Here is a 21954-nt window from a genome sequence, read left to right as displayed (position 1 = left end):
TCGCATGCCGGCGCGCTGCCGCGTCCGGCCCTGCTTCATCCGATTGGCTCGTTCCGGCAGGCATTCCAGCAAACGCCGCCCGCCGTTTTGCCGCATTGACGCGGATCAAGGTCGTGGCGGCGGGCTTCTGATTTTCATTTGAGGGCTTTTAGGATGGAGCGCCGCCATGATCGCATCGCCAGGCATGGGCAATGAATTGAGCGGGCATAGTGCCAACCCGGCGGCTGGGGGAGAGGGGCGATGATCGGTATCGGCCGTCTCTGGCTTGTCGTCGTGCTGGCCGTGCTTGCCATCGCCGGATTTTATGCCTGGCAGCAGGCGGGAAACGGCGCACTGCCGGAAGGGTTTGCGAGCGGCAACGGACGTATAGAGGCCGTCGAGATCGATGTCTCGGCGAAATCGCCGGGGCGGATCAAGGATATCCTTGTCGACGAAGGCGATCTCGTGAAGGCAGATGACATTCTTGCCCGCATGGACACGGCGGAACTGGCGGCCCGTCGCCGGCAGGCAGAGGCGCAGTTGCAGCGCGCGTCCATCGGTGTGGGTACCGCGAAGACGCTGATCGTTCAGCGCGAAGCCGAGAAGACGGCCGCCGCCGCCGTGGTGGCGCAGCGCGAGGCAGAGCATGACGTCGCAAAACGCACGCTGGCGCGCTCTGAACAGCTCGCCGTCAGCAACACCGTCTCGCAGCAGATTCTCGACAACAGCCGCGCCGCCGAACGCAGTGCCGCCGCCGCGGTGGCCGCCGCCGGGGCACAGCTTGCGGCGAGCGAGGCGGCCATCAACGCGGCGCGGGCGATGGTGGTGGATGCGCAGGCCGCCGTCGATGCGGCGCGCGCCGCCATCGAGGCCATCGACACGGAAATCGACGATGCGACGCTGCGGGCGCCGCGTGACGGGCGCGTGCAGTATCGCGTTGCCCAGCCCGGCGAGGTGGTCGGCAGCGGCGGGCGGGTGCTCAGCCTCGTTGATCTCGGTGATGTCTCGATGACGTTCTTCCTCCCCACGGCCGAGGCTGGCCGTGTCGCGATTGGCACGGAGGTCCGCCTCGTGCTCGATGCCGCTCCGCAATATGTCATCCCCGCCCGGGCGACCTTCGTCGCCGATGTGGCGCAGTTCACGCCGAAGACGGTCGAGACCGAGGAGGAGCGCCAGAAGCTGATGTTCCGGATCAAGGCGAAGATCGCGCCGGAACTGCTGCGCAAATATATCCAGCAGGTGAAAACCGGCCTTCCGGGCGTCGCCTATATCCGTCTCGATCCGAAAGCCGAATGGCCTGCCGCCTTGGGAACCGTCCTGCAATGACCCCGGAGGCGACCGCGCAGCGCCGGGCGGCCCGGCTGGAGAATGTCGGGCTCTCCTACGGCCCGACGCGGGCGCTCGACGCCGTCACGCTGGACATTCCGGCCGGTTGCATGGTGGGTCTCATCGGGCCTGATGGCGTCGGTAAATCCAGCCTGCTGTCGCTGATCGCCGGAGCGCGGACGATCCAGGAGGGGCGCATCGACGTGCTCGGCGGCGACATGGCGCGGTCTACGCACAGGCGCCGCGTCTGCCCGCGCATCGCCTATATGCCGCAGGGCCTCGGGCGCAACCTCTACCCGACCCTCTCCGTTTGCGACAACATCGACTTTTTCGGCCGTCTCTTCGGCCATGGGCGGCAGGAGCGGGAGCGCCGCATCGCCGATCTTCTGGACGCTACCGGGCTGGCGCCCTTCGCCGACCGGCCCGTCGCCAAGCTTTCGGGCGGCATGAAGCAGAAGCTTGGCCTCTGCTGCGCGCTGATCCACGATCCCGACCTCCTTATCCTCGACGAACCGACGACCGGCGTCGATCCGCTGGCCCGCCGGCAGTTCTGGCAGTTGATCGAGCGCATCCGCCGCAGCCGCGAGGGCATGAGCGTGATCGTTGCCACAGCCTATATGGAGGAGGCCGCCCGCTTCGACTGGCTGGTGGCCATGGACGGCGGGCGGGTACTGGCCTGCGACGCGCCGGCCGAGCTTCTGCGCCGCACGGTCATGCCCGATCTCGACGCCGCCTTCATCGCCCTGTTGCCCGCCGAAAAGCGCGCGGGGTATCGCCCGGTCGTCATTCCGCCGCGTCCGGCCGGCATGGACGGCGAGATCGTCATCGAGGCCGAGCATCTCAGCCGGTGCTTCGGCGAGTTCATGGCCGTGGACGATGTGAGCTTCCGCATCGCGCGTGGCGAGATATTCGGCTTTCTCGGCTCGAACGGCTGCGGCAAGACGACCACCATGAAGATGCTGACTGGCCTTCTGGAGGCAAGCGGCGGCCGGGCGAGGCTGTTCGGCAAGGAGATCGATCCGCGCGATATCGCGGTGCGGCGGCGCGTCGGCTACATGTCGCAGGGCTTTTCCCTCTATTCGGAACTCACGGTCCGCCAGAATATCGACTTGCACGCGCGCCTCTTCGGTATTCCGGCAGCCGAGATCGCAGCGCGGGCCGCGGAGGCGGCCCGGCAATTCGCGCTTGCCGGCTATATGGACGCGCTGCCCGGCGCCTTGCCGCTTGGCATCCGCCAGCGTTTGTCGCTGGCCGTCGCGACCATCCATTCGCCCGATATCCTGATCCTCGACGAGCCGACCTCCGGTGTCGATCCGGTTGCGCGGGACGGCTTCTGGCGCATCCTCGTCGATCTGTCGCGACGCCAGGGCGTCACGATCTTCGTCTCGACCCATTTCATGAATGAAGCCGAGCGTTGCGACCGCATTGCGTTGATGCATGCCGGAAAGGTTCTTGTCAGCGACACGCCGGCGGCCATCGTCGCCAGCCGCTCCGCCGATACGCTGGAAGCCGCTTTCGTCGGCTATCTGGGCGATGCCGTATCCGTCGAAGCGGTTGCTGCTCCTCCGCCCGACGCACCACCCTTGCAACGCCAAGGCCCCCTGCTGCAGACCCGCTTTTTCGATATCCGGCGGATGTTCGCCTATACGCGGCGCGAAACGCTCGAACTGCTGCGCGACCCGATCCGCGCGATGCTCGCCACCATCGGCAGCCTGATCCTGATGATCGTCATCGGCTATGGCATCAACATGGATGTCGATAACCTTTCCTTCGCCGTGCTCGATCAGGACGACACCGCCATCAGCCGGGACTACGGTCTCCATCTTTCGGGATCGCGCTTCTTCACCGAAAAGCCGCCGCTTGCCGGCTATGCCGACATGGACCGTCGCATGGAAAGCGGAGAGATCAGTCTGGCGCTGGAAATCCCCTCCGGTTTCGGGCGCGATCTTGCTCGGGGCCGGCCGGTCGCCATCGGCGCGTGGATCGACGGTGCGATGCCCACGCGCGCCGAGACCGTCCGCGGCTATGCCGAAGGCATGCATATGGCCTGGCTCACGCAAAAGGCGCGCGAGATCTACGGCAAGAAGGCCGCGGAGGGCGATTTCCGGCTCGAGGTGCGCTACCGCTACAATCCCGATGTGCGCAGTCTCGACGCCATGGTGCCGGCTGTCATTCCCATGCTGTTGCTGATGATCCCGTCCATGCTGGCGGTGCTGAGCGTGGTCCGCGAGAAGGAGCTCGGCTCCATCGTCAATTTCTACGTGACGCCGGTGACGCGGCTGGAATTCCTGGTCGGCAAACAGATCCCTTATGTGCTTGTCGCGATGATGAATTTCATCCTTCTGACGGCCTTCGCCGTCTTCGTCTTCGATGTGCCCTTCACCGGCAGCTTCGCCACCTTCGCGGCGGCGGCCTTCGTCTATGTCGTCGTCGCGACGGCGATGGGGCTGGTCCTCTCCACCTTCCTGAACAGCCAGATCGCGGCGATCTTCGCGACTGCGCTCGTCACCATGCTGCCCGCCTCGCAATATTCCGGCCTCATCGATCCCGTGACGTCGCTTCAGGGGCTGGGCGCCTTCATCGGCCGGATCTACCCCACCACCCATTTCATCACCATCGCGCGCGGTACCTTCTCCAAGGCGCTTGGGTTTTCGGACCTCGCCGGTGCCTTCCTGCCGCTCCTCATCGCCGTTCCAGTCCTGATCGGCCTCGGTGTGATCTTTCTCAGAAAGCAGGCGCGGTGATGCGGGCGGCGAACATCCTCCATCTCGGTATCAAGGAACTGCGCGGCCTCGGGCGCGATCCGGTGCTTCTCATCCTGATCGTCCATGCCTTCACGCTCGCGATCTACACTGCCTCAAAGGCGATGCCGGAAACGCTCAACCGTGCGCCGATCGCCATCGTCGACGAGGACCGCTCGGCCCTGTCGGCGCGCATCTCCGGCGCCTTCTATCCACCCTATTTTCTCGCGCCCTCCCTCATCTCGCAGCAGGAAATGGACAGCCGCATGGATGCCGGTCTCGATACGTTCGCGCTCGACATCCCGCCGAATTTCCAGCGCGATCTTCTCGCCGGCCGTGCGCCGACCCTACAGCTCAATATCGACGCGACCCGCATGTCACAGGCTTTCACCGGCGGTGGCTACGTGCAGGCGATCGTATCGGGCGAGGTAGGGGAATTCCTCGCCGGCCACCGCACGGAGACGATCCTGCCCGCTTCCCTCGACCTGCGCGCCCGCTTCAATCCGGAACTGGACAAGGGTTGGTTCGGCGCGATCAGCGACGTCATCACGTCGATCACCATGCTGTCGATCGTGCTGACCGGCGCGGCGCTCATCCGCGAGCGCGAACACGGCACGATAGAGCACCTTCTTGTGATGCCGGTGACCGCCTTCGAGATCATGGTGAGCAAGGTCTGGTCGATGGGGTTGGTCGTGCTGACAGCATCCGCCCTCAGCGTTGTCTTCGTCGTGGAAGGGCTACTGGCCGTACCCGTCAACGGCTCGCTCGTCCTGTTCCTTGTCGGCGCGGCGCTCGACATCTTCGCCATGACCTGTCTTGGTATCTTCCTCGCCACAGTCGCCGGCTCGATGCCGCAGTTCGGGCTCCTGCTCATGATGGTGCTGATGCCGCTGCAACTGCTATCAGGCGGGGTAACCCCACGCGAAAGCATGCCGGAAGCCATCCAGTTCATCATGCTCGCCGCACCCAACACGCATTTCGTCATGCTGGCGCAGGCCGTGTTGTTTCGAGGCGCCGGACTGGATGTGGTCTGGCCTCAACTTGCCGCCATGTCCTTGATCGGCGGAACTCTGTTCGCCTTCTCCCTGAGCCGCTTTCGGCATTTCCTGCAATAGAGTTCACGTTCGTGATTATGCATGGGGCGGGTCAAGATCGGGTCGATAGTTTAATTCTTTTTAATGCCATCACATTGCAAATCTCGATGGTCATGGGCTCGTGGCTCATTGGCCGGTAACGATGCAACGGTGGCATCGCGGGGAAGCCTCTTTCAGCCTTCAATTCTATCGGGCGCGCGTGGGACAAATCGATATTGCGGACGGTTGCGTTGGCCCCGCAGGCCCCGCAGGGCCAACGCCTAAAGGGAGGCCGACAGCAGTTCCCTGGTATAATCGTCCTTCACGTTCTGGTGGATCAGGTCGTCACTGGTGATTATCTCCCGCACCGTGCCCTTGTGCATGATGGCCAACCGGTCGCACATATGGGCGACGAGCGGCAGGTCGTGGCTGATGATGAAGAGCGTCAGCCCTTTCTCTCGCTGCAGGCGCATGACGAGGTTGACGATTTCCGCCTGGATGGAGACATCGAGCGCCGAGGTCGGCTCGTCGAGCAGCATGACCTGTGGCTCGATGGCGAGGCACCTTGCGATCGCTACGCGCTGGCGCTGGCCGCCGGAGAGTTGGTGCGGGAAGCGGAAGCGATGCTCCGGGCCGAGGCCGACATCCTTCAGCGCCTGCAGGATGCGCTTTTCCGGGTTGTCGAACCTGTGGATGGCAAGCGGCTCGCCGATGATCTGGTCGACGGTGTGCACCGGATTCAGCGAGGCGTAGCAATCCTGCATGACCATCTGCACGCGGCGACGGAAGGCGAGCGACGGGTTCTGCCGCACCTCTTCGCCGGCGATCGTCACGCGCCCGGAACTGGTGGCGGTCAGTCCCATCATGGCGCGCAGCAGCGTCGTCTTGCCGGAGCCGGATTCGCCGACGAGGCCGAAGACACTGCCTTGCGGCACGCTGAGGGAGACCGCGTTCAGCGCGCGGACGGTGCGGGTCCTGGTGTGGAAATCGACGCAGACGGCTTCGATCTCGATCATGACTTTGCCTCCAGCCAGGCGGGATCACGGGTGAAGGTGCGCAGTTCGGGCAGCCGCTCGGTAAGCGAGGGACGGCAGGCGGCGAGCGCGCGCGTATAGGCGTGACGCGGACTGGCGAGATCGGCGGCCGTGCACTCCTCCATCACCTGTCCGCCATACATCACCACCACCCGGTCGCAGAAATTGGAGACGAGGTGCAGGTCGTGGCTGATCAGGATCAGCGACATGCCGCGTTCCTTGATGATCTGGTCGAGCAGGCCGAGGAAGCTGGTGCGCACCGAGGCGTCGAGCGCCGAGGTCGGCTCGTCGGCGATCAGCAGCTCCGGCTCGCCGGCAAGGGCGATGGCGATCATCACGCGCTGGCCCATGCCGCCCGACACCTGATGCGGGTACTGGTCGTAGACCATGCCGGGATCGTTGATGCGCACGGCGGCGAGCAGGTCGAGCGCCTTGGCTTTCGCCGCCCTGCCGACGATGCCGTGATGCAGCTTGAAGCATTCGGCGATCTGGGCGCCGACCGTCATGACGGGGTTCAGCGCATAGCGCGGATCCTGCATGATCATGCCGATGCGCCGGCCGCGCATCGCCCGTTTCTGGGCGGGCGATGCCTTGAGCATGTCCTGGCCGGCAAATTCGAAGCGCCGCGCCGTGACCGAGGCGGTCGCGGGCAGAAGGCCCATGATGGCGCGGCCCATGGTGGATTTGCCCGAGCCGCTTTCGCCGACGATGCCGAGCCGGCCTCCGTCGACCGACAGGTCGATGCCACGCAGCGCGGGAACCGGGCCGGTGCGGCTGGCGAAGGAAACGCGCAGACCTTCTATATCGAGCCGGGACATTACGAGGACCTCGCATCGAAGACATCGCGCAGGCCGTCGCCGAGAAGGTTGAAGCCGAGGCTGGCGATGAAGATGGCAATGCCGGGAATGGTGGCGACCCACCACTGGTCGAGCACATATTGCCGGCCGGCGGCAACCATCAGGCCCCATTCCGGTTGCGGCGGCTGCGCGCCGAGGCCAAGGAAGCCGAGGCCGGCGGCGACCAGGATCGTCCCGGACATGTCGAAGGTGAGACGGACCACGACCGAGGCGAAGCAGAGTGGCGCGATATGGTTGAAGAGGACACGCAGCGTCGAGGCGCCCTGCAACTGGGCCATGCGGACGAAATCGCTGTTGCGGATGCTGAGCGTCTCGGCGCGGGCAAGGCGGGCATAGGGCGGCCAGCTCGTCACCGCGATGGCGATGATGGCATTGTTGATGCCGGTACCCAGCGCCGCGACGAAGGCGAGCGCCAGCACGAGCCGGGGCAGCGACAGGAAGATATCGGTGATACGCATCAGTACCGCATCTACCCAGCCGCCGAAATAACCGGAGACGATGCCGATCGTCAGTCCCACCGGGCCGACGATCAGTGAGACCATGAGGACGATGCGCACGGTGATCTGCGAGCCGTGCACGACGCGCGCAAGAATGTCGCGACCAAGCTCGTCCGTGCCGAACCAGTGGGCGGCGCTCGGCGGCAGCAGGCGGTTCGCCAGCACCTGCTCGGTCGGCGAGCCGACGAAGAGCGGGCCGATAAGCGCCATGACGACAAGCGCCATGACGACGAGGAGGCCGACGAGTGCCAGCCGGTTGGCGACGAGCGCGCGGAACGAGAGGGTGAGGCGGACGAGCCGGGCCTGCGCGCGGCTGGCGGGCCGGTCGGTGGTCAGCCATTGGGCAAAGGTGGTGCTCATGCTGTCCTCGGATCTGCGAAGCGGTAGACGATATCCGCCAGCGCGTTGAGTATGATGAAGACGGCGCCGATCAGGATCGTGCCGCCGATGACGGCGTTGAGATCGGCATTGAAAAGCGCATTGGTCATGTAGAGACCGAGGCCCGGCCAGGAGAACACCGTTTCCGTCAGCACCGCGCCCTCGAGCAGGAAGCCGTAGGAGAGGAAGCAGACGGTGATGATCTGCACGCGGGCGTTCTTCAGCGCGTGACGCCAGATCACCGTGCGTTCGGATGCGCCCTTGGCGCGGGCGAGGGTGACATATTCCTGGCTGAGCTGCGTCAGCATGAAGCTGCGCGTCATGCGGGCGATATAGGCGAGCGAGGAAAGCCCGAGCAGTGTCGCTGGTAGGATCATGTGCGACAGCGCGTTGTAGAAGACGTCCATGTCGCCGGCGCGCAGCGCATCGATGGTGAGAATGCCCGACCATTCCTCGACGAGACCGTCATAGGCGATATCGATGCGTCCCGGCCCGGCCACCCAGTCGAGCTGGCCGTAGAAGATGAGAAGCAGCACGATGCCGAGCCAGAAGACCGGCACCGAATAGCCGGTGAGACTGAGCACGCGCACCACCTGGTCCGGCCAGCGTCCGCTGTTGGCGGCCGCGATCACGCCGAGCGGCACGCCGAGCAGTACGCCGATCAGGATGCCGATGGTCGCAAGCTCCAGCGTCGCTGGAAAGACGCTCGCAAGATCCTGGACCACCGGATGGCCGGTGAAAGCTGAATCGCCGAAATCGCCATGGGCGACCTTGCCGACATAGGTGAAGAACTGTTCGTAGACCGGCCTGTCGAGGCCGAGTTCCTTGTAGACCTTGTCGTAGACGTCCTGCGGGGCCTTCTCGCCGATGACGGCTACGACCGGGTCGATCGGAATCAGCCGGCCAACCGCGAAGGTGACGAAGATCAGGCCGACGAGGGTGAGCGCGATCGAAATCGCGCTTCCCGTCGCAAGGCGCAGGGCGGTGTAGAACCGTTTGGCCGGGCTGTGCATGGGACTACTTCCGGACCAGCCGGTAGAAGATCGTCGCCGGGCCGACCGTATAGCCCTCCACATTGCTGCGCATGGCCGTCTGGCGGATGCGCTGCACGAGGCCGATATAGGGGCCGTCGGCCAGCACCTTGCGCTGCAGTTCCTTGTACATGTCCGTGCGCTTGGCCTCGTCGGGTTCCTTCACCGCCGCTTCCGTCAGCGCGTTGACCGCATCGTCCTTCCAGCTATTGCGCCAGGCCACGGTCTTGTTGCTCGCGTCCGGGCCGTTGTCGGGGTTGAAGGCGAAGGTCGCCGCGTTGGCGTGCGGATCGAGGAAGTCCGGTTCCCAGGTGCCGAGCACCGCCTCGAACTGGCGGCCGCGATAGGCGGTGATGAACTGTTTCTGGTCGGTCTGCACGATATCCATCTTGACGCCGGCTGCCGACATGGATTGCTGCACCGCCTGGGCCATGTCGATGGCCGGGCTGACATTGCGCACCGAGAGCTTGAAGGAGAAGCCGTCCTTGTAGCCGGCTTCCGCCAGCAGCGCCTTGGCCTTCTCGACATCGTAGGTATAGGGATTCTCGCCGAGCGAGGCGTCGAAGCCGGCGGGCCAGAAGGATTGCAGCACGGTGAACTCGCCCTTCAGTAGCGATTCCGTCATGCCCTTGTAATCGACAAGGTATTTCAGCGCCTCGCGCACCTTCGGCTTGGTGAACGGCTCGACCGTCTGGCTGAGACCGATATAGAGGTTGCGGGCCGTGGTGTCGCGCTGGACGGTGATGTCGGGGTTGCTCTCCACCGCCTTGATCTGGTCGCCCGGCAGGTTGTCGGCGATGTCGACGTCGCCCTTTTCGAGCAGCAGGCGCTGCGAGGCGGCTTCCGGCACATGGCGCAGGATCACCCGCTTCATCGCCGGCTCGCCCTGGCGATAGGCCGGATTGGCCTGCATGACGATCGTCTGGTTCGGTTTCCAGGTCTTCAGCACGAAGGGACCGGAGCCTTCTGACTTGTCCTTCAGGTAGGCAAGGCCGAAATCGCCGTCCTTCTCGTTCGCCATGACGGTCTTGGAATCGACCACCGAGGCATTGATGGACGAGAGGATGTTCAGGACGAGCGACGGCGCGTAGTCGACGGCGATCTTCATCTCGAAGGTCCCGTCGTCGACGGCCTTGACCATGCTGTCGATATTTTCGGCCGTCCAGCCGAACTGTTTGAGCAGGAAGGCCGGCGACTTGCCCGCCTTGACGACGCGGGTGAAGGAATAGACGATGTCGCTGGCGGTCAGCGGATTGCCCGAGGCGAAGGTCTGGCCGGAGCGTAGCTTAAAGGTGGCCGTACGGTTGTCGTCGCTGAAGCTCCAGCTTTCGGCGATGAGGCCGGTCATCCTGGACATGTCGGTCGCATCGTTGCCGACGAGGGTCTCGTAGACATTGTGCAGCACTTCCGTTCCGGTATCCTCATAGGACTCGGCCGGGTCGAACGAAATGGCGTCGTCGATCACCCTGGCGATGACCAGGGTATCGGCGGGCGTTTCGGCGAACGCCATGCCGCCCGTCATGCTCATGAAAAGCGCTGCCGCGGCCACGCTTCCAAGGAACTGTCTTCTTTTCATTTCGCTCTCCTCCCGTAGAGCCTGGTCCACCAGGTCGGTTACGTCGTCGCTACTACAATCCTGCAAATCCGTGATCGGCCACTCGCGCGGCAAGCCGGTAGCGGGTGATCCAGGTGATTTCCTGCAACGCGGCATCCAGCTCGCCGTCGCGTGTACCGTTCATGCGCGTGCGGATGGCTGCCAGCGCCGAGGCCTGGTCGTGCCGGCGCACGCACAGGATGAAGGGGAAGCCGAAGCGGGCCTTGTAGGCGGCGTTCAGTTCGTCCCATTCGGCGATCTGCGCGACGGTTAGCGCGTTGAGGCGGATCGAACCCTGTTCGGCATCCGACTCGGCCGTCACCCGGCCGGCGCGCACATCGGCCCCGCCAAGGTCGGGATGGCGGTTGAGGAAGGCGAGAAGCTCGTCTTCCGGCAGCGCCTTGACCAGTGCCAGCATCGCATCGTGCAGGGCGGCCGCCGACATGAAGGGTCGGTCGCGCGATACCTTCTCCGCCACCCAGTCGGCATTTTCCCAGACGGGCGCCAACGCGGCTGCGAAATCCCCCGGCGGTAGCGCGTTGAGGTCTGCGATCGGCCGCGTGTTCATGCGTTTTTCGCCAGGCTGGTGACGCGCTCGCCGAGCGGCGGCAGGAAGCTGCGATCGAACACCTCGCTGGGCGCCGGCACGCGGGGCAGGCCCTTGGCCTTGGCGATCAGCGCGGCGCCGGCGACGATGCGTGCATCATCCGCATCGCCGATGCCGATGCGCCCACCCTCTTCGCCCGCCATTTCCAGGCCGAGCGTGCCGACGAGGCGCGCATGGTTAGCCTTGATATCGACCTGCGGATTACGCCGGGCGACAGCCGCGATAGCCGCGTCCGGATCGGCGATCGCATCCTTGAGGCCGCAATTGATCGCATCAAGCAGGCCGCGCACCGCTTGCGGATGCCTTGCGGCGAAATCGCGGGTGACCATGACAGCGCCGCCATAGAGTTCCGGCAGATAATGACGGAATTCGAGATGGCGTAGCACCTTGTCCGGGTCGAGGCCAGCTTCGATCGTGTGGGCGCGCACGGTGTTGACGAAGCCGAAAATGCCTTCCCAACGGCCGGTGTCGCGCATGATCGGGACCATTTCCTCATGGCCGAGGTCGGATGCCTCCACATCGACCGTCGAGATGTCGAGGCCGGTGGCGATGCCGAATTCCTTGAAAAGCTTCCAGGCGGCGTCTTCCGGATGGGAGACCAGCTTGCGGCCGGCAAGATCGGCGGGGCTGTGGATCGGGCCGTCCGCATCGACGGCGATCGTATAGGGCGAGCGGTTGTGCATCGCCCAGACGGCGAGCGGCGAGCTGTCCGGATCGACCGATTTCATCTCGATCAGCGTGTTCATGTCGCCATAGGCGACATCATAGCCGCCGCCGGCCAGAACCGGCACAGACCATGCGAGGGACGCGCCCTCGGTGAATTCGACCTCTATGCCATGGCGCGAGAAATGCCCGTTGTCGGCCGCCAGGAAGAAGGGCGCCTGCGGCCCCGAGAAAAAGCTGTTCAGGAAGAATTTTACTTGCTGGACCACGCCATCGCCCCCTGTTGGTTGGTTTGCCTGCGAATAATGTGCGCCCCGAATGCATTGCCGTCTATATCAAACTATGAAACAAGCTATTGCCGAAATTAGAATGGTGAGGCCCGCATGTCCCGTTCGCTGATCCCCGCCGCCCTGCATTATTTCGACCGCGTCGCCTCGACCGGCTCCATCCAGGCTGCCGCCCGCGCGCAGAACATCGCGGCCTCGGCCATCGATCGACAGATCATCGGGCTGGAGGAGCGCCTGGGCGTGAAGCTTTTCGACCGGGTGCCGAAGGGCATGCGGCTGACGGCGGCCGGCGAAACCCTCGTACGCCTCGTCCACCGCTGGCGGGCGGAGGAGCGCAATGCCGTGGCCGAGATATTCCAATTGCAGGGCGTGCAGCAGGGCCAGGTGAACATCTTCGCCATGGACAGCCACGCCACGACCATCCTGCCGCAACTGGTGCAGGACATCGCCGCCGCCCATCCGCTGATCGGCCTTTCCATCCAGATCGGCTCGACGGACGAGGCGGTCGCCGCCCTGCTGTCCGGCCAGGCCGACCTTATCGTCGCCTTCAACCTGCCACAGCGCAGCGACATGCGTACGATCTGGAGCCTGCCGCTACCCTTCGGCTGTATCGTCGCCCCGCATCATCCGCTGCTGACGCGGCCTGACGTGAAATTCCAGGACGTGGTGACCTATCCCATTGCCCTGCAAAGCCGTTCGCTGCTGATCCGCCGTTTTCTGGAAGTGCAATATAGCTGGCTTTTCGCCGAGCCGCACGGTCGCGTCGAGACCAACTCGCTGCACCTCGTCAAGAACCTCGCCCGCAGTGGCAACTACGTCGCCTTCACCTCCGAGCTGGACGCAGCGACCGAGCTTGCCGAAGGTACTCTGCGCTTCCTCCCTTTGACCGAGATCGACGCCCTTCCCCAATCGTCGGACATCGCGATCGACGCATCCAAGCCCCTCAACACCCTCGTCCAGATCGTCGCCGACACCGCGTCACGCATCATCGAATCCGTCCTGGAGTCAACGCGGATGAATGCTTATCCTTCGCCCATCCGGTGAGTTGCCGGCAGAAACAACCGATGCCTGATCCCATTGGCGTGACACCACCCCTTTTCGCCTATCATCGATGGCGGCGTGTAGCGGGCGCAATAAACCTGTGCCATGAGTTGAATCCGGCTGGCCTTACGGGAAGAAAGACGACTTTTTGGAGATTTCGCCATGTCGTCCACGAAGGTCGCCCTGCCGGCAGCGCTCGGCGTCGGTAATGACGCTTTGTCCTGTTCAATTCGCAGGACGGCTTATCAGCCAGCGACAATATTTCCCTGACCTTCGTGCCCAGCGAGGAATTCACGATCCTCTCCGACAAGCCGGGGGTATTATCACCAACGGATTGGTCATCAGGATCTCCGAAGATGCCATCGAACTCGCCGGTCCGGGTCCATACTGCGACGATGTCAGGGCGCTTGCAGCGCAGATGCCGTGGGTGAAGGGCGTTACATGTGACGTTGAAGCCAAGTGACAGGCCTTGCGGCCCGTACGAAGCCGTTCCTCACGACGGTCGCCTGCATGGGCGCACGAATGGTGAAGCCAGGCCCATTCAGGTGCCGCGATGCCGTGCCATCAATTTTGCCTGCAGTACGACGACGACAAGCAGGAAGGTGCCGCGGATGACGGATTGCCAGTAGGCGGAAAGCGAGATCCAGCCGAGGCCGTTTTCGAAGTTGAGGATGTTGAAGACCATGGCGAGCAGCAGGGCGCCGGCGAGCGTTGCGCCGACGGAACCCGAGCCGCCGGTCAGCAGCGTGCCGCCCACGACGACGGAGGCGATGGCGAACAGTTCCCAGCCCACACCCTCCGTCGGCTGGCCCGCGCCGAACTGCGAAGCGAGGATGACGCCGGCAAGGCCGGCGAGCGTGCCGGAGGCGAGATAGACGGCGGCCAGCGTCCGTTCGACCTTGAGGCCCATCAGGCCCGCTGTGGCTTCACCGTCGCCGATGGCGAGGATATGCCGGCCGACAGGAAGCTTTTCCAGCACCAGCCAGCCAAGGACATAGGCGCCAAGGCCGATCCACGCGGGGATGGGGAAGCCGAGGAAATCGTCCTGGCCTATGACGGTGAAGCCGGTGTCGTAGGAGACGGAGACGGACTGGTTGTCCGCAAGCAGCAATCCCGTGCCGTAGGCCGCCAGCATCGTCGCAAGCGTGGCGATGAAGGGCTGGATGCGCATTTTCGTGATGATGAAGCCGTTCAGCGCGCCGATGGCGAAACCGGCCGCCATGCCACCGAGAAGCCCGGCGGCCCAGTGATAGGGCGAGAGCAGAGCGGCGACCACGCTTGCCATCGCCGCCGTGCCGCCGACCGAGAGATCGATGCCCCCGGTGATGATGACGAAGGCCATGCCGAGCGCGATCAGCGCGAACATGGAGTTGTAGCGCAGGAAGCTCAGGATGTTGAACGGTGAGAGGAAGTTGTCGTAGCGCAGGGCGCCGAACAGGATGAGTCCTGCGAGCGCGAGGATGACGCCGGCGCGGGCGAGATCGCCCGAGGACTTGATGGCGAAGGGGCGGAGGAGGGTATGCATATCGGATCTCCTCAATGCCTGTCGGCGCGCTGCTGGATGAAGACGGCAAGCACGATCAGCCCCGCCTTGACGATGAGGGCGGCGGCATCCGGCACGCCATTGGCAAGCAGCGTGTAGCGCACAAGCTGGATGACGAAGGCACCGAGCACGGTGCCGATGATGTTGGCCCGCCCGCCGGTCAGCAGCGTTCCCCCGACGGCGGCGGCGGCGATGGCGTCGAGCTCCATGCCGAGGCCGACGAGATTGGCGTCGCTCGCGGAATTGCGCGCGACCACGACGAGACCGGCAATACCGGCGAGCGCCCCGCTGATCATGTAGACGAGCAGCTTGACGCGCCTGACCGGGATACCCGTCAGCCGCGCCGCCTTCTCGTTGCCGCCGACGGCGATGATCTGGCGTCCGATGACGGTATAGCGGATCATCGCCGAGGCGAGGATGACGATGACGATCATCAGCACGACCTGCGCCGGAATGCCGGCGATCCGGCCCATGGCGATGAACTGGAAGCCCTCGTTCTTGAAGACCTGCAGATTGCCGTTGGTCATGACCTGCGCGATTCCGCGTCCGGCGATGAAGAGCACGAGCGTCGCGATGATCGGCTGGATTGAAAAGCGCGTTACGAGGAAGCCGTTGAAGAGGCCGAAGAGGCTGGCGACGAATATGGGGACAAGCAAGGCGAGCAGCACGGCAAATGCCATGTTCTCAACCTGCCAGAACTGGCCCATGAAGATCATGGGAGCCAGCGCGCCCGCGATTGCCATTAGCGAGCCGACCGACAGGTCGATGCCACCGGTGGCGATGACCAGCGTCATGCCGGTGGCGACGATGACGATCGTGGCCACCTGCGTGAGGTTTACGTTGAGCGTTTGCCAGGACAGGAAATTCGGCGTCACCGCGATATTGAAGACGACAAGCGCCAGGAAGGCGACGAGGGTGCCGTAGCGGCTCGCCAGCGTGAACAGCCGGCTGCCGGAGGACAGCGTGCCGGAGGACAGTGTGCCGGAGGGCTGCGGGGCGGGGGTCTCGACCGTCGTCATGTCATTCTACCTGATGGGCCATGGCGGAAAGGAGGGCCGCCTCGTTCAGATCCTTTCGCGGCAGGGTCGCGACCGATGTGCCGTCGCTGAGAACCGTCACGCGGTCGGCGGCGGCGAGAAGCTCTTCCAGCTCGGAGGAGATCATCAGGACACTCAGCCCTTCATCGGCAAGGCTGCGCAGCAGCTTGAGGATTTCCGATTTCGCACCGATATCGATGCCACGGGTCGGCTCGTCGATGATGAGGACGCGCGGATCCGTGGCGAGCCAGCGGGCGAGCAACACCTTCTGCTGGTTGCCGCCGGACAGCTCCTTGATCGGCTGGTCGGGTGAGGCGCATTTGATGCCGAGCGCGCGGATGTAGCGCGTGACGATCTCGTCCTGTCTGGCACGGTCGACGATGCCGGCCTTTTTCAGCTTCGGCAGCAGCGCCAGCGTCATGTTCTCGCGAATGCTCATGTCCGGCACGATGCCGTCGATCTTGCGATCCTCGGAAACGAGACCGATGCCATCGGCAATCGCGTCCGCCGGTTCGCGATAGGTGCGCTCCTTGCCATCCATCCGGATCGTACCGCGCTGCATCCGGTCCGCGCCGAAGACGAGGCGGGCGGTTTCGGTGCGGCCGGAGCCGAGAAGGCCGGCAAGGCCGGAGATTTCGCCCTCGCGCACGTCGAGGCTGACATCGCGCACGCGCACCCCCGCGCCCGCATGCCGGACGGCAAGGCGTTCGCGGCGTTCAGGTATGTCCCGATCGGGCGCCATGGCCTGGAAGGCGGCGAGTTCCTTGCCGAGCATATGGCGCACCAGCGCCATTTTGGGCATGTCGGCCATCGGGCTCTTGGCGACAGTCTGGCCATCCCGCATGATCGTCACGCGGTCGCAGATCGCATAGAGTTCGTCCAGCCGATGGCCGATGAAGATGACGGCGACGCCGGAGCGTTTCAGCGTACGGATCGTCTCGAAAAGGACGGCGACCTCGCGTTCGTCGAGCGATGAGGTCGGCTCGTCCATGATGACCAGGCGGGCCTTCTGGGTCACGGCGCGGGCGATTGCCACCATCTGCCGGGTCGCGGCATCGAAATGCGCGACGGGACGGTCGACATCGATGGAGAGATTGAAGGTTTGCAGGACGGCCGCCGCGCCGCGCCGCATGGCGGCGTGATCGATCATGCCGAAGCGTTTCGGCTCGCGGGAGAGGTAGATGTTCTCCGCCACGGAGCGCTGCGGGGCGAGGTTGATTTCCTGGTAGATCGTCGCGATGCCGGCGCTCTGCGCCTCGGCGGGCATGGTGAAGTCCACTTGCCTGCCGTCAAGGGCGATACTTCCCTCGTCCCGGCGATAGACGCCCGTCAGGATCTTGATCAGCGTCGACTTGCCCGCGCCGTTCTGGCCGACAAGCGCCATGACCTCCGCCGGCTCGACCTCCAGCGAGACGGATTTCAGCGCGGCGACACCGGCAAAAGCCTTGGAAATGCCCTGCATGGACAGAAGCATCGGGTTTCTCCTTTATCCCACCCGCATGACGAGCCTACACCCGCACCGGACGGAGGTCGTTCAAAAACGGCCGAGACGGCGGTGCCGCCCCGGCCGCAAAGGGCTTGGGAGTCTTGCGTCAGTAAGCGTTGGCGAGTTCGGCGGCCGCGTTGGACGCGTCGTAGAACTTGTCTTCGTTCACGAGGGTCGGCTCGATCTTCTCGCCCTTGGCATGGCGCTGCATCGTTTCGAAGGCCTTCGGCCCGAAGCGCGGGTTGCATTCGACGACCGCCGCGATCTTTCCGTCGACCACCGCCTGCACGGCCTCCTTGCCGCCGTCGATGGAGAGCACGAGCACATCCTTGCCCGGCACCTTGCCGGCCGCTTCCAGCGCTGCGATAGCGCCCATCGCCATCTCGTCGTTGTGGGCGTAGATGATGTCGGCATCCGGATGCGCCTGAAGGAGGGCCTCCGCGACCTGACGGCCCTTGTCGCGGGCAAAGTCGCCGGTCTGCGAGGCGACGATCTCGAAGCCGCCGGCGGCCTGGATCGCCTCGTCGAAGCCCTTCTTGCGGTCGTTGGCAGGCGAGGAGCCGGTCGTGCCTTCCAGCTCGATGATCTTCGACTTGCCGTTTGCGTTCTTCGCCAGCCATTCGGCGACGCGCTTGCCTTCCTCGACGAAATTGGAGCCGATGAAGGTCAGGTAGTCCTCGCCGGCCTTGGCGAGCGACGGATCGACCGAGCGGTCGAGCAGGATGACCGGGATGCCGGCCTTCTTGGCGGCCATGACGGCGGGGATCAGCGGCTTTTCCTCGCGCGGCGCGAGGAAGATGACGTCGACGCCCTGGGCGATCATCGAGTTGACGTCGGCGACCTGCTTGGCGGCCGAGCCGGCGGCATCGGTGTAGACCAGCTGATAGCCGAGCTTTTCAGCCTCGGCCTTCATGCTGTTCGTCTGGGCGATGCGCCACGGATTGTTGGATTCGGTCTGCGCGAAGCCGACCTTGTAGGTGTCTTTCTGCTCAAGCTTCGGCACTTCGGCAATGGCGACACCGGTGACGGCAAGAGCGCCGATGGCCGTTGCCGCAAGCATGAAGGCGCGACGGGAAATGGTGGTCATGAGCGGGTTCTCCTCCCTGGTTCTGGCCGGTACTCCTCTACCGGACGTGAGCAAATTCCTGCTTCACATGTGCAAATCTTGCGCTAATAATATTAGCAGTCAAGAGCCAAAATTATGAGCACTTGCAAAAAATCGCGTGCGGTGCAAAGCATGTCGGGGCGAGGAATGATGCATGGCCAAGGGAAACGGGCGCAATACGGGCAAAGAGGGCAGTGGACGCCCGACAATGACGGATATCGCCCGCATAGCCGGCGTATCCCAATCCAGCGTTTCGCTCGTGCTCAACGAAATGTCCGGTTCGCGCATTTCGGCGGAGACGCAGCAGAAGGTGCGTGAGGCTGCTCATAAAATTGGTTATAAATTACCCGCGACGCGCAGCCCCGTCGCCGCTACCCCAACGGTCGAGAAGGATACGATCGCCTTCATCGTCGATGAAATCTCCACCAGCCCCCATCCGGTCGTCAGCCTCGACGGCATCCGCGACTACGCTTTCGAACAGGGGCTGCTGGTCTCTGCCCATGCGACGCGCTCCAATCCGGACCTCGAGGAGGCGGTGCTGCGCTCCGTGCTGCGCGACCCGTCGATTGCCGGCGTCATCTATGCGACGATCTTCACGCGAAAGGTCTCGGTTCCGAAGGCGCTGAAATCCATCCCGACCGTCCTGCTCAACTGCTACTGCGAGCCGCGCCAGCATGTGGCCATCGTGCCCGGCGAAGTGGCGGGCGGTTTTACGGCAACGGCGCATCTGACGGCGCTCGGTCACAAGCGCATCGGCTTCATCAACGGCGAGCCGTGGATGGATGCGGCGATCGATCGCCTCAAGGGCTACAAGCAGGCGCTCGCCACCGCCGATATCGCCTTCGACGAGACCCTGGTGCGCGACGGGGACTGGTTGCCGCTGCGCGGTTACGAGGCAGGGCTGGACCTCCTTTCCATGGACAATCCGCCGACCGCGATCTTCTGCGGCAACGACCTGATGGCCATCGGCGTCATGGAAGCGGCACAGGAGAAGGGGCTGCGCGTGCCGCACGATCTTTCCGTCATGGGCTACGACGACCAGGAGCTGGCCCGCTACACCCATCCCCCGCTCTCGACGCTGGTGCTGCCGAACTATGAGATGGGCCAGAAGGCAGCCGAAATCCTTATCGACATGGCAATCCACGGCAAGCAGACGCGCGCGATGACCATCAAGGTCGATGGCCCTCTTGTCGTGCGGGACACGACGGCGGTGAAGACGGCGCCTCTCTAGATCATGCGCTACTCGAAGAGGTCGGGATTGGCGGCCTCGATCTGCGGCAGGTCCGTGAGGATGCCGTTGAGGTGGCGGCGCATGGCGGCTTCGGCGGTATCGGCGTTGCGCGTGTCTATGGCGTTGATGATCGCTTCGTGCTCGGCGACCAGCCGCGTCATGGAATCGGGGTGGCGGAGCTGCAGATTGCAGACGCGGTCCATATGCGCCTTGATGTCGGAGATCGCGTTCCAGGCGAGGCCGCAACCGGCGCCCTCGGCGATGGCGATGTGAAACTGCTCGTCCTCGCGGCGGAAGGCGTTGTGGTCGTCCGCGTCCCGCGCGGCAATCTGGCGGGCGAGGATCGCATCGATCTTGCGGCGGGTCCAACTGTCGAAGGATTCGCTCGCGCGGCGGGCGACGGCGGTCTCTATCGCCTCGCGCACGAAGCGGGCTTCCATCATCTGGCGCGCCGAAATGCGCACGACGACCGTGCCGCGGTTCGGGCGGATATCGACCAGCTTCGACTTGCCGAGGGCGATCAGCGCCTCGCGCACCGGCTGGCGCGACACGCCCATGCGGGTCGCGATCTCCTGCTCGGAAAGCCGCATGCCGGGAGCGAGTTCCAGTCGGATGATGGATTCACGCAGGTCCCGTTCCACCTGTGCTGCGGCGGTTTCGCCGGTATCGATTTTCAGGGATTCAAGGTTCACGTCTTTTCCCGCCGTCATGCGTTGACATCCAATAAGAGCCACCATACAGTACCATACAATTCATGCGCAACAGAAATCCGGCGGCTTGAAAACCGGAACAACAGGGAGCGGCTGGCGCCACATTGCCGGCCGGAAGACGATATTGCTGTCCAATTTTATAGCACCCGACGCCCATGATCCCCGGCTGAATATTAAATCCCGCTATCGGATGCTTGTCGATGGCAAGTCGGTCGATGCGGCATCGGGAAAGACCATCGACCGTATAAGCCCCGGCCATGCCGGCGCCTTGGTCGGCACCTGGCCGGAGGCCTCGGCGGATGACGTGCGTCTGGCGATCGCGGCGGCACGCCGCGCCTTCGACACGGGCCCCTGGCCGCGCATGTCGGGCGCTGAGCGCTCGCGCCTGATGTTCAAGGTGGCGGACCTTATCCTTGTCCATCAGGAGGAACTGGCGCTCGCCGAGAGCCTGGAGGTCGGCAAGCCGATCGCGCAGGCGCGCGGCGAGATCGGTTTCTGCGCCGACCTCTGGTCCTACGCGGCCGGGCAGGCCCGCGCGCTGGAGGGCCAGAGCCACAATAATATCGGCGACGACCGCCTCGGCCTCGTGCTGCGCGAGCCGGTCGGTGTCGTCGGCATCGTCACGCCCTGGAACTTCCCCTTCATCATCGCTTCCGAACGCGTGCCGTGGGCCATCGGCGCCGGCTGCACGGTGGTGCTGAAGCCCTCGGAGTTCACCTCGGGCACCTCCATCCGCATGGCCGAACTGGCGCGCGAGGCGGGCATTCCGGATGGCGTCTTCAATGTCGTCACCGGCTATGGCGATCCCGCCGGACAGGTGCTGGCCGAGGATCCCGGCGTCGATATGGTGGCCTTCACCGGCTCCGTTCGCGTCGGCACGAAGCTCGGCGAGATCGCGGCACGCAGCGTCAAGCGCGTCGGGCTGGAACTCGGCGGCAAGGGGCCGCAGATCGTCTTTGCCGATGCGGATCTGGAAGCGGCCGCAGACGGCATCGCCTATGGCGTCTATCACAATGCCGGCCAGTGCTGCATTTCCGGCAGTCGCCTGCTGGTCGAGGAAAGCATCCGCGATGCATTGATGGAGCGGCTGCTGGATATCTCCCGCAGGGTCACATTCGGCGACCCCTTGAATGAGCGCACGAAGATCGGCGCGATGATCTCCGAGGCGCATGCGCAGAAGGTGCATTCCTATGTGGAGGCCGGCGTCGCCTCCGGCGCGAAGCTTCTGCTCGGCGGTGAAAGGGTTGGCAGGGAAGCCGGCCTCTATTACGCGCCGACGGTCTTTGCCGGCGTCACGCCCGGCATGTCGATTGCCCGCGAGGAGATCTTCGGTCCCGTGCTTTCGACACTGACCTTCAGGACGGCGGACGAGGCTGTGGCGATGGCCAATGCCACGGAATTCGGTCTGTCGGCCTCCGTCTGGTCCAGCAATCTCGAAAACGCCCTGCAGAGCATCCGCCGCATTCGCGCCGGCCGCTGCTGGATCAACAGCGTGATCGACGGCACCCCGGAGCTGCCGATCGGCGGCTACAAGAAGAGCGGCCTCGGCCGCGAGCTCGGTCGCTACGGTTTCGACGAATATTCGCAGTTCAAGGGCGTGCATGTCACGCTCGGGCGCCCGGCGCCCTGGTTCGCATAATCCGCTGCTTTCGTGGCGCGAGGAGGAAAATCTCGGCTGGCGTGATCTTTGGTCGGAGCCCGCCAGCCGAGACTTGTTGGGTCTTTTGGACCCGC

The 21954-nt window shown here is 64.4% G+C and carries 18 protein-coding genes; 6 read left to right on the top strand and 12 right to left on the bottom strand.

What is annotated here, in order from left to right:
• The first annotated feature begins 240 nt into the window (after nucleotides 1-240).
• From MOE34_RS16175 to MOE34_RS16165, 3 genes are read left to right on the top strand one after another with little or no spacing between them, the layout of a single operon-like run.
• Nucleotides 241-1305 (top strand): HlyD family secretion protein, encoded by a 1065-nt coding sequence (locus MOE34_RS16175; RefSeq protein ID WP_242218539.1) that lies wholly within the window; start codon nucleotides 241-243, stop codon nucleotides 1303-1305.
• Nucleotides 1302-4049, top strand: coding sequence for a ribosome-associated ATPase/putative transporter RbbA (gene rbbA / locus MOE34_RS16170; RefSeq protein WP_242218537.1), 2748 nt, complete (start codon nucleotides 1302-1304; stop codon nucleotides 4047-4049). The genes MOE34_RS16175 and rbbA overlap by 4 nt, the downstream gene beginning before the upstream one ends.
• Nucleotides 4049-5161 carry an ABC transporter permease gene (locus tag MOE34_RS16165; RefSeq protein ID WP_242218535.1) on the top strand — a complete coding sequence of 371 codons (1113 nt, stop codon included), beginning with the start codon at nucleotides 4049-4051 and terminating at the stop codon, nucleotides 5159-5161. Before rbbA ends, MOE34_RS16165 begins: the two co-directional genes overlap by 1 nt.
• Nucleotides 5162-5400: 239 nt before the next feature.
• Here MOE34_RS16165 and MOE34_RS16160 read toward each other — a convergent pair whose 3' ends face one another.
• From MOE34_RS16160 to MOE34_RS16130, 7 genes are read right to left on the bottom strand one after another with little or no spacing between them, the layout of a single operon-like run.
• Complete coding sequence (locus MOE34_RS16160) at nucleotides 5401-6135, bottom strand: ABC transporter ATP-binding protein (RefSeq protein WP_242218532.1); 735 nt, start codon at nucleotides 6133-6135, stop codon at nucleotides 5401-5403.
• Entirely contained in the window at nucleotides 6132-6971 is an 840-nt protein-coding gene (locus MOE34_RS16155; RefSeq protein ID WP_242218530.1) for an ABC transporter ATP-binding protein, read from the bottom strand. The genes MOE34_RS16160 and MOE34_RS16155 overlap by 4 nt, the downstream gene beginning before the upstream one ends.
• Entirely contained in the window at nucleotides 6971-7867 is an 897-nt protein-coding gene (locus MOE34_RS16150; RefSeq protein WP_242218528.1) for an ABC transporter permease, read from the bottom strand. The genes MOE34_RS16155 and MOE34_RS16150 overlap by 1 nt, the downstream gene beginning before the upstream one ends.
• Complete coding sequence (locus tag MOE34_RS16145; protein ID WP_242218526.1) at nucleotides 7864-8898, bottom strand: ABC transporter permease; 1035 nt, start codon at nucleotides 8896-8898, stop codon at nucleotides 7864-7866. The genes MOE34_RS16150 and MOE34_RS16145 overlap by 4 nt, the downstream gene beginning before the upstream one ends.
• Nucleotides 8899-8902: 4 nt before the next feature.
• Nucleotides 8903-10492 carry an ABC transporter substrate-binding protein gene (locus MOE34_RS16140; RefSeq protein ID WP_242218524.1) on the bottom strand — a complete coding sequence of 530 codons (1590 nt, stop codon included), beginning with the start codon at nucleotides 10490-10492 and terminating at the stop codon, nucleotides 8903-8905.
• A gap of 52 nt (nucleotides 10493-10544) precedes the next feature.
• The gene (gene uraD / locus MOE34_RS16135; RefSeq protein WP_242218521.1) at nucleotides 10545-11078 is read right to left on the bottom strand and encodes a 2-oxo-4-hydroxy-4-carboxy-5-ureidoimidazoline decarboxylase; all 534 of its coding nucleotides are present in this window, start codon (nucleotides 11076-11078) and stop codon (nucleotides 10545-10547) included.
• Nucleotides 11075-12049, bottom strand: coding sequence for an ABC transporter substrate-binding protein (locus MOE34_RS16130; protein WP_242218519.1), 975 nt, complete (start codon nucleotides 12047-12049; stop codon nucleotides 11075-11077). The genes uraD and MOE34_RS16130 overlap by 4 nt, the downstream gene beginning before the upstream one ends.
• Nucleotides 12050-12163: 114 nt before the next feature.
• Here MOE34_RS16130 and MOE34_RS16125 point away from each other — a divergent pair, with 114 nt between their 5' ends.
• Entirely contained in the window at nucleotides 12164-13111 is a 948-nt protein-coding gene (locus MOE34_RS16125; RefSeq protein WP_242218517.1) for a LysR family transcriptional regulator, read from the top strand.
• Nucleotides 13112-13649: 538 nt separating this feature from the next.
• Here MOE34_RS16125 and MOE34_RS16120 read toward each other — a convergent pair.
• From MOE34_RS16120 to MOE34_RS16105, 4 genes are all read right to left on the bottom strand, one after another.
• Complete coding sequence (locus MOE34_RS16120) at nucleotides 13650-14633, bottom strand: ABC transporter permease (RefSeq protein WP_242218515.1); 984 nt, start codon at nucleotides 14631-14633, stop codon at nucleotides 13650-13652.
• An 11-nt stretch (nucleotides 14634-14644) separates the two neighbouring features.
• Nucleotides 14645-15670 (bottom strand): ABC transporter permease, encoded by a 1026-nt coding sequence (locus tag MOE34_RS16115; protein ID WP_242218513.1) that lies wholly within the window; start codon nucleotides 15668-15670, stop codon nucleotides 14645-14647.
• A gap of 1 nt (nucleotide 15671) precedes the next feature.
• On the bottom strand, nucleotides 15672-17162 hold the full coding sequence (locus MOE34_RS16110; RefSeq protein ID WP_242218511.1) for a sugar ABC transporter ATP-binding protein: 1491 nt from the start codon (nucleotides 17160-17162) through the stop codon (nucleotides 15672-15674).
• A 118-nt stretch (nucleotides 17163-17280) separates the two neighbouring features.
• Entirely contained in the window at nucleotides 17281-18261 is a 981-nt protein-coding gene (locus tag MOE34_RS16105; protein WP_242218509.1) for an ABC transporter substrate-binding protein, read from the bottom strand.
• A 172-nt stretch (nucleotides 18262-18433) separates the two neighbouring features.
• Between MOE34_RS16105 and MOE34_RS16100 the strand changes: the two genes are divergently transcribed.
• Nucleotides 18434-19510, top strand: coding sequence for a LacI family DNA-binding transcriptional regulator (locus tag MOE34_RS16100; protein WP_242218507.1), 1077 nt, complete (start codon nucleotides 18434-18436; stop codon nucleotides 19508-19510).
• 8 nt (nucleotides 19511-19518) lie between these two features.
• Here MOE34_RS16100 and MOE34_RS16095 read toward each other — a convergent pair whose 3' ends face one another.
• Nucleotides 19519-20220, bottom strand: coding sequence for a GntR family transcriptional regulator (locus MOE34_RS16095; RefSeq protein WP_242218505.1), 702 nt, complete (start codon nucleotides 20218-20220; stop codon nucleotides 19519-19521).
• A gap of 124 nt (nucleotides 20221-20344) precedes the next feature.
• On the opposite strand from MOE34_RS16095, the gene MOE34_RS16090 reads away from it, so the two are divergent.
• A complete protein-coding gene (locus MOE34_RS16090; protein WP_242218503.1) occupies nucleotides 20345-21859 on the top strand; it encodes an aldehyde dehydrogenase family protein in 1515 nt (504 codons plus the stop codon).
• Nucleotides 21860-21954 lie beyond the last annotated feature (95 nt).

It is taken from the genome of Shinella zoogloeoides (assembly GCF_022682305.1).
GTDB lineage: Bacteria > Pseudomonadota > Alphaproteobacteria > Rhizobiales > Rhizobiaceae > Shinella > Shinella zoogloeoides_B.
This window is presented reverse-complemented; position numbering and strand designations above follow the sequence as displayed.

Excerpts from the sequence above, each read along its gene's own strand:
- MOE34_RS16175 (WP_242218539.1), top strand. The coding sequence starts at position 241 with ATGATCGGTATCGGCCGTCTCTGGCTTGTCGTCGTGCTGGCCGTGCTT.
- rbbA (WP_242218537.1), top strand. The coding sequence starts at position 1,302 with ATGACCCCGGAGGCGACCGCGCAGCGCCGGGCGGCCCGGCTGGAGAAT.
- MOE34_RS16165 (WP_242218535.1), top strand. The coding sequence starts at position 4,049 with ATGCGGGCGGCGAACATCCTCCATCTCGGTATCAAGGAACTGCGCGGC.
- MOE34_RS16160 (WP_242218532.1), bottom strand. The coding sequence starts at position 6,135 with ATGATCGAGATCGAAGCCGTCTGCGTCGATTTCCACACCAGGACCCGC.
- MOE34_RS16155 (WP_242218530.1), bottom strand. The coding sequence starts at position 6,971 with ATGTCCCGGCTCGATATAGAAGGTCTGCGCGTTTCCTTCGCCAGCCGC.
- MOE34_RS16150 (WP_242218528.1), bottom strand. The coding sequence starts at position 7,867 with ATGAGCACCACCTTTGCCCAATGGCTGACCACCGACCGGCCCGCCAGC.
- MOE34_RS16145 (WP_242218526.1), bottom strand. The coding sequence starts at position 8,898 with ATGCACAGCCCGGCCAAACGGTTCTACACCGCCCTGCGCCTTGCGACG.
- MOE34_RS16140 (WP_242218524.1), bottom strand. The coding sequence starts at position 10,492 with ATGAAAAGAAGACAGTTCCTTGGAAGCGTGGCCGCGGCAGCGCTTTTC.
- uraD (WP_242218521.1), bottom strand. The coding sequence starts at position 11,078 with ATGAACACGCGGCCGATCGCAGACCTCAACGCGCTACCGCCGGGGGAT.
- MOE34_RS16125 (WP_242218517.1), top strand. The coding sequence starts at position 12,164 with ATGTCCCGTTCGCTGATCCCCGCCGCCCTGCATTATTTCGACCGCGTC.
- MOE34_RS16120 (WP_242218515.1), bottom strand. The coding sequence starts at position 14,633 with ATGCATACCCTCCTCCGCCCCTTCGCCATCAAGTCCTCGGGCGATCTC.
- MOE34_RS16115 (WP_242218513.1), bottom strand. The coding sequence starts at position 15,670 with ATGACGACGGTCGAGACCCCCGCCCCGCAGCCCTCCGGCACACTGTCC.
- MOE34_RS16110 (WP_242218511.1), bottom strand. The coding sequence starts at position 17,162 with ATGCTTCTGTCCATGCAGGGCATTTCCAAGGCTTTTGCCGGTGTCGCC.
- MOE34_RS16105 (WP_242218509.1), bottom strand. The coding sequence starts at position 18,261 with ATGACCACCATTTCCCGTCGCGCCTTCATGCTTGCGGCAACGGCCATC.
- MOE34_RS16100 (WP_242218507.1), top strand. The coding sequence starts at position 18,434 with ATGGCCAAGGGAAACGGGCGCAATACGGGCAAAGAGGGCAGTGGACGC.
- MOE34_RS16095 (WP_242218505.1), bottom strand. The coding sequence starts at position 20,220 with ATGACGGCGGGAAAAGACGTGAACCTTGAATCCCTGAAAATCGATACC.